The following is a 7,029-nucleotide window of genomic DNA, read 5'->3' as shown; positions in this document are numbered from 1 at the left end:
GACGACGGTACTTTGATTTTCGGCACGTCGGGGTCCACACAGTTCCCTTACTTGCTTGGCGATCCGCGTGTTCGATATGAATATAACGACTGGAACGTCGTCCTCGCGTCCGGCACCGGCGGTGTCGCTTATCTGCCGCCGGATCTGGCTAGCATGATGGACGGTCTGGACGCGACTGGGCTTCAGGGCACAGATTTTCTCTGGGGCAGCCAGGGCGCAACTCGCCTTGACCTTGTGGCCAACCTCGCCTGGGAAATGCTTGGTATGAATGTCGAGCCTGTTTTTGGTATAGAAGGTCGAGGTGATGGCCGTCTGATGTTCGAGCGTGGCGAAGCTAACATCGATTATCAGACCTCATCTGCTTATCTGCGGTCGGTGATGCCAATGATCGAAGGCGGCCTTGCGGCGCCTATGATGACCTGGGGTGCCTTGGACGGCGCCGGAAATATCGTCCGCGACCCGACGTTCCCTGATATCCCGACGTTCGCCGAGGTTTGCGAGGCGACACCGGCCTGTGCCACTGAAGGCGCTTCGTGGGATGCATGGGTTGCCTTCTTCATCGCCGGTTTCCCGGCGCAAAAGATGGTGTTTCTTCCAGGCACCGCTTCGGCAGACCTGATCGAAACATATGCCAAGGCGTTCGATGAAGTGATTGCACGCCCTGACTTTGACGAACTGGCAGCAGCAACTCTGGGAGTTTATCCACAGATGACCCGTGACGCAGGAGCGGCAGCGTTCAAGCTCGGCACCCAGGTGCCGGAGGATGCGCGCGCCTTCGTGGTGAACTGGCTTGAAGAAAGCTACGGCGTCACACTCAAGTAACGCCTAAAAGGCCCCACCGAAGGTTCGGTGGGGCCTTTTTTTAACACACACTGAAATATAAGGCGCACCGCCTCATGGACCTTCTCGCAACCGCGGCTCCAGCGCTCGGGGAAGCTTTTTCCCTGATCCTCCAGCCACAGCAGATTATGTTCTTGATGCTCGGCGTCCTACTCGGCTTGTCTGTCGGAGTTTTTCCAGGCCTTGGCGGTATCGCGGGCCTGTCATTGGTTTTGCCGTTCATTTTCGGAATGGACCCGGTTTCGGGTCTGGCTCTTATGGTGGGCCTTATCGCGGTCGTGCCGACCTCGGACACGTTTGCTTCCGTCTTGCTTGGCATCCCCGGCTCTACAGCCAGCCAGGCGACGGTACTTGATGGCTTTCCGCTTGCCAAAAAGGGCGAAGCCGCTCGCGCGCTGTCGGCGGCGTTTATATCGTCGCTTTTCGGCGGCATCCTTGGCGCGATCGTTCTGACATTCTTTATCCTGATTGCGCGTCCCTTGATCCTTGCCTTCGGCACGCCCGAGATGCTGATGATCACTTTGCTTGGACTATCGATGGTGGCGATCCTTGCAGGGCGGGTACCGCTAAAGGGCGTTGCAGCGGCGGGCCTTGGATTGATGGTCGGCACAATCGGAGAATCCGATGCGTCCGGCAGTTTGCGTATGGCAAGTTACAGCATTCCTTACCTGACCGACGGGATCAAACTGGTGATCGTCGGTCTCGGTATCTTTGCGGTTCCCGAGATCGTTTCTCTTTTGCGTCAGGACCGCTCGATTTCCCGCACTGGAGGCCTTGGCTCTGGCTGGATTCAGGGTATCCGCGACTGGTGGGCCAATATCTGGCTGTCGGTCCGCAGCGCCTTTATTGGCGTTCTTGTTGGCGTCATTCCTGGGCTGGGTGGGTCTGTTGTGGACTGGATCGCCTATGGCTTCACGGTGCAAAGCGCGAAAGACAAATCGCAATTCGGAAAGGGTGATATCCGCGGCGTGATCGGCCCTGAAAGCTCCAACAATGCCAAAGAGGGAGGCGGCCTTGTTCCAACGCTGATCTTCGGCATCCCGGGGTCTGGTTCGATGGCGGTCTTCCTCGGAGGACTTGCGCTTTTAGGGTACGATCCTGGGCCGCACATGGTGCGGCACAACCTTGACATCACCTACACGATTGTTTGGTCACTGGCCTTGGCAAACATCTTTGGCGCAGGCCTTTGCATTCTGCTTTCGGGGCAGATCGCCAAAATTACCACGATCCGCTTCACGCTTGTCGCCCCCTTCTTGTTTATGCTCATCGCGTTCGCGGCATTCCAGTCAAGCCAGTCTCTGGCCGACCTTGCCATGCTGCTGATGATCGGTTGCCTTGGCATCCTCCTGCGCCGTTTCGAGTGGTCGCGGCCCGCTTTTCTTATCGGGTTTGTGCTGTCGAGCCAGGCCGAAAGCTTTGCCAACCAGGCAGTTCAGATCAGTCGCATTCAGTTCCGCCGCGATTTTTGGCAGGGCATGGAGTATATCTTCTCGCCCGTTACTATTGGCATCCTGATCCTGTTGGTCATCTCGGTAGTGATCGGGTTACGTCAGGGCAAACAGATTTTGGGCGACAGCAATCCACCCACAGGGTCAAAGCGCGCGCCGCTGATCTTCCTTTTGGCCGTCACCGCTTATGTGGCCATTGCCGTTTATGACGCCTCCACAATCAACGTTCTACGCGACAAAATTTTTCCGGTCACAGTGGGGATCGTGACGCTGATTGCCTGTGCTGCGCTGGTCGTTTCTATGATGCGCCAGCCGGAGACATCGCCGGTCTTTGCGGACCTTGAATCCGGTGGCGAAGATGCCGAGGCACCCCACGGGCTTTGGAGCACGCTTGGGTGGTTTGCCTTCCTGTTAGGGCTGTCCGCATTGGTTGGCTTTGTGCTTGCTCTGACAGTGTTCCTCGTGTCGTTCCTGCGTATTAGGGCAGGAGTTTCCTGGACCCGTGCCGTTATCCTTACGGTGATTGGTATCGCGGTTCTGGTATTTCTTGGGGGCACGCTTGGCCGCGACTTCCCACCGGGGCTTTTGCAGGACTTTGTGAAACTGCCGTGGCCCCTGACATGAGCCTTCACCTGTTGGCTCTTGCTGGTGACGGGATTGGCCCGGAAATCATGGCCGCCACGGTTTCGGTGCTGAGTGCCGCCTGTGCGAAAAGCGGGACTTTGATCGATATTGAACCCGCCGATATCGGGTTCGTAGCGCTTGAAAGAGAAGGTATCACCATTCCTGACACTGTGATCGCGAAGGCGCGACAGGCAGATGGCGTGATCCTTGGTCCGGTCTCGCACAATGCTTATCCTTCAGTGGAGGAGGGCGGTCGCAACCCTTCGGGTGTCTTGCGCAAAGAGCTTCAGCTTTTCGCGAACATCCGCCCCGCGACCAGTCACAAAGCGGTGCCAACACCCACAGGTCATGACGTCAACATGGTAATAGTGCGTGAGAACCTTGAAGGGTTTTATGCCGATCGTAATATGGAAAGCGGGCCCGCCGAGTTTATGCCAGTGCCGGGCGTTGCCCTTTCGATGCGCCGCATCACTGCAGCAAATTCGCGCGCGATTGCCGAGGCGGGATATGCGCTGGCACGTCGTCGCGGGGCCAAACGTGTTGCCGTCATCCATAAAGCGAACGTTTTGCGGCTAAGCGATGGTTTGTTCCTTGAGACGGTGCGCGAGGTCGCTGCAGACTTCCCCGAGATCAAGACCGAAGAGCTTTTGATCGACGCGGCAGCAGCCTTGATGGTCCGCGATCCCACGCGCTTCGATGTTGTGATCGCGACGAACATGTATGGCGATATTCTGTCCGATCTGGCCTCTGAATTGGCCGGAGGGCTGGGCCTTGCCGCATCACTTAACCATGGAAAGTCCCATGCGATTGCTCAGGCCCAACACGGCTCGGCGCCAGACATTGCCGGGCAAAACCGGGCCAATCCGGCGTCTTTGATCGGGTCGGTCGTCATGCTGCTCGATCATTTAGGTCACGCGGCCCCCGCACGCTTTATCCGATCCGCGCTGAATGCCGCGCTTTGCGACCCGACTACCAGAACCACGGACCTCGGTGGGTCCGCAGGGACAGATGTCATGACGCGCGCGATTATTTCTCACATTGAAAGAGAGGTGGCATGAGCCAACGTCCAATTCCCTACCATTTCATGCGCGGTGGAACCTCGCGCGGACCCTATTTCAATCGTGCAGATTTGCCCGAGGATTTGGACGCGTTATCGGATATACTGGTCGAGGTTATCGGTGCCGGAAACCCGCGGAATATCGACGGGATTGGCGGTGGCGATGAAGTGACGACTAAGGTCGCAATGCTTAGTCCATCGGCTGAAGAGGGTGTCGATGTTGACTATTTCTTTGGGCAGGTTTCGGTAACTGAACGTATGGTCGATTATGGGCCAACCTGTGGCAATATCCTTGTTGGCGTCGGCCCGGCGGCTATTGAAAAAGGGCTCGTACCGGTCGGTGGAGAGACGACAACTGTTCGCATCCGGGCCGTAAATACCGGCGCTTTGGTCGAGGCCGTTATCCAAACTCCGGGCGGAAAGGTCAGTTACGCTGGTGATGTTGCAATTGACGGTGTGCCGGGCACAGCGGCCCCTATTGCTTTGAACTTCCTGGAGGTTGTCGGATCCAAATGTGGCGTGATGTTTCCGACCGGACAGACGAAGGATGTCATAGACGGCATTGAGGTGAGCTGCATTGATGTGGCGATGCCGATGATGATCGCCCGTGCAGAGGATTTTGGGCTGACGGGGTATGAAACGCTGGCCGAGTTGGGCGCCAATACCAGCCTTTTCAAGCGCATGGAGACGATCCGCCTTGAGGCTGGAAAGCGCATGGGGCTTGGAGATGTCACGAAATCTGTCACGCCGAAAATCGGACTGATTGCCCGCGCTCAAAACGGCGGGCATTTTGCGGCGCGCTATTTCATGCCGTGGAAAGCCCATCCCACATTGGCCGTCACAGGCTCACAGTGCCTTGCCGCATGCGCTTTGGCGTCGGGCACCGTTGCAGATGGCATCGCGCGCGCTGTGGTGTCCGGCCCCGAGGTCGTGCGCATCGAACATCCCATGGGCGAAATGGAAGTCACCGTTGATTTCTCCCGCGACGGTGAGACGTTGAATTTTCGCTCGGCTGGAGTTGTCCGCACCGCGCGTCTTATTGCGCGGGGCGAAGTGATGGTGGCGCAGGAGGGCTAGAAAACATGACGGGCGATCACCGGAAACTGTTCGATGCGCTTGCCGAAACCTTCCTTCGTGAGGGTGTCGGCACCTGCTTTGCGCTTTTGGGCGATGCCAACATGAACTTCGCCACGCGTCTGGCGGAAGGCGGATGCAAAATGGTCTACGTTCGTCATGAACACTGCGCCGTTGCTGCCGCCATGGCCTATGCGCGCAAAAGTGGTGAAACAGGCGTGGCAACCGTGACTTGTGGTCCCGGCCTGACGCAGTTGATGACCGCGCTACCTGCGGCAGTTCGCGCGAAACTGCCCCTTGTCGTATTGGCCGGGGAAGCACCGCTGAAGTCTGCGTGGTATAATCAGGCCATTGATCAGGCACCGTTCGTCACGGCGACTGGTGCGGCCTACCAGCCGCTTCATTCTCCTAACCTGATGCCGACGGCGATCCGGGATGCCTTCACACAGGCGGGCCGCGAGCGTCGACCTGTCGTCCTGGGCGTTCCGTTTGATTTGCAGAACCTCGACTGGTCGGGCGCGGAACTTCCAACGCCCTCGCGTGATCTTGCCCCGGTTGCGTCGCCAATCCCACCGAACCCTGATGATTTGCCCCGCGCAGCTGCTATGATCGCGGCGTCAAAGCGTATCGTGGTCATGGCAGGGCTCGGCGCGGTCGAGGCGGATGCGGGTGCGGCCTGCCGGGCTTTGGCCGAGCGGTGCGACGCGCTTCTTGCCACAACGCTTCCGGCGCGCGGGCTGTTTCACGACGCGCGGTTCAGCATTGGTATTGCTGGCGGGTTTTCGACGGAAACCGCACGAGATTGTCTTGGCGAGGCCGACCTGATTATTGGCGTCGGTTCGTCATTGGCACATCACAATTTGGACGGTGGAAAGCTTTGGCCGGACGCCGAGCTGTTGCAGATCGATGTTGATCCACTTGCGATCAGCCAGGGGCGTGTGGCCGCGCAGGCGCATCTGCGTGCCGACGCGCGGCTTGGGGTTGAGGCCTTGCTTGGGATGGTCCCTGAACGCTCAAAATCGTGGCGAACGCCTGCGCTTTCAGAACGCATCGCAACCGCCCCAGCAGACAGCGCGGTGTTTCCATCAGAAGACGGAGTGCACGACCCGCGCGATGTTGTTGCAGTTTTTGAGGCGCATCTGCCCGCCGATTGGCAGTTGGTGAACTCGTCGGGGCATTGTTCCTTCTATTTCGCGCAAATGCCGTCTCGTCCACAGACCCATTTTCTGACGATCCGAGAGTTCGGCGCCATCGGGAATGGTATTTCATTTGCAATGGGCGTCGCGGCAGCGCGACCCGATGACACGATTGTTCTGTTCGACGGTGACGGCAGCCTTTTGATGCATATTCAAGAGCTTGAGACAATCCGCCGCCATGGAATGAACATCCTGATCATCGTCCTGAACGACGGTGCTTATGGGTCTGAGATCCACAAACTGCGCGCAGAAGGTATCTCGGATCAGGGCGCCGTGTTCGGCCGCACCGATTTGGCTGCCATCGCGCGCGGGTTTGGGTTGGCAGGCGAGCGCATAGCCGATCTCGCGTTACTTCCCGGTCTCATCGACGATTTTGCGAAATCTGGAGGGGCGGCAGTGTGGGACGTGCCGATTTCGGACCAAGTTGCTTCACCGGTTATTCGCAGAGCGCATCCGCCGAAGTCATCATCGACAAGCAAGTCAAATTAGGTACGCTGTGGTATACAATGATAAGGGAGATCCCGATGACCCCAGAAATTGATACTGCCTTGAGCGAGGCCAAGCAGGCACTTGAGAAGGTGCGTCTTGGTCTTGCAGAAGCGATCGGCCAATACCCAACGCCGATTTATGGCTGCGGTGCGCAGTTCAATTATCATCTCGCGCAGCGCAGTCAGGCTGGCCTCGCCATCGACGCGCTTGGGACGAATATTTTCCTTCCGACACCACGGAGTGCGGCTGCCATGGTCGGCGTGGAAAGTCGATGAAAGTTCACATTCTCGACGATTGGTTC

Annotated in this window: 6 protein-coding genes; all 6 read left to right on the top strand. The window is 58.0% G+C overall.

Translation table 11 applies throughout. The features are described 5' to 3' along the window. Nucleotides 1-822 (top strand): tricarboxylate transporter (locus Q1B15_RS12775; protein WP_299754130.1); only part of this gene is annotated, 822 nt, incomplete at its 5' end. Between the two features lie 74 nt (nucleotides 823-896). Then, entirely contained in the window at nucleotides 897-2,912 is a 2,016-nt protein-coding gene (locus tag Q1B15_RS12770; protein ID WP_299754128.1) for a tripartite tricarboxylate transporter permease, read from the top strand. Beyond that, on the top strand, nucleotides 2,909-3,970 hold the full coding sequence (locus Q1B15_RS12765) for an isocitrate/isopropylmalate dehydrogenase family protein (protein WP_299754126.1): 1,062 nt from the start codon (nucleotides 2,909-2,911) through the stop codon (nucleotides 3,968-3,970). Before Q1B15_RS12770 ends, Q1B15_RS12765 begins: the two co-directional genes overlap by 4 nt. Then, the gene (locus Q1B15_RS12760) at nucleotides 3,967-5,046 is read left to right on the top strand and encodes a 4-oxalomesaconate tautomerase (protein WP_299754124.1); all 1,080 of its coding nucleotides are present in this window, start codon (nucleotides 3,967-3,969) and stop codon (nucleotides 5,044-5,046) included. The genes Q1B15_RS12765 and Q1B15_RS12760 overlap by 4 nt, the downstream gene beginning before the upstream one ends. 5 nt (nucleotides 5,047-5,051) lie before the next feature. Then, complete coding sequence (locus Q1B15_RS12755; RefSeq protein ID WP_299754122.1) at nucleotides 5,052-6,728, top strand: thiamine pyrophosphate-binding protein; 1,677 nt, start codon at nucleotides 5,052-5,054, stop codon at nucleotides 6,726-6,728. 35 nt (nucleotides 6,729-6,763) lie between these two features. After that, nucleotides 6,764-7,003, top strand: a complete 240-nt coding sequence (locus Q1B15_RS12750; RefSeq protein WP_299754121.1) for a hypothetical protein — start codon at nucleotides 6,764-6,766, stop codon at nucleotides 7,001-7,003. Nucleotides 7,004-7,029 lie beyond the last annotated feature (26 nt).

The organism is uncultured Boseongicola sp. (assembly GCF_937988555.1).
Taxonomy (GTDB): Bacteria; Pseudomonadota; Alphaproteobacteria; order Rhodobacterales; family Rhodobacteraceae; genus Boseongicola.
The sequence above is the reverse complement of the archived record's forward strand: the minus strand, read 5'-3'. Positions and strand labels throughout refer to the sequence as shown.

What these genes read in the sequence shown, in the direction of transcription:
- Q1B15_RS12770 (WP_299754128.1), top strand. Translation starts at nt 897, where the DNA reads ATGGACCTTCTCGCAACCGCGGCTCCAGCGCTCGGGGAAGCTTTTTCC.
- Q1B15_RS12765 (WP_299754126.1), top strand. Translation starts at nt 2,909, where the DNA reads ATGAGCCTTCACCTGTTGGCTCTTGCTGGTGACGGGATTGGCCCGGAA.
- Q1B15_RS12760 (WP_299754124.1), top strand. Translation starts at nt 3,967, where the DNA reads ATGAGCCAACGTCCAATTCCCTACCATTTCATGCGCGGTGGAACCTCG.
- Q1B15_RS12755 (WP_299754122.1), top strand. Translation starts at nt 5,052, where the DNA reads ATGACGGGCGATCACCGGAAACTGTTCGATGCGCTTGCCGAAACCTTC.
- Q1B15_RS12750 (WP_299754121.1), top strand. Translation starts at nt 6,764, where the DNA reads ATGACCCCAGAAATTGATACTGCCTTGAGCGAGGCCAAGCAGGCACTT.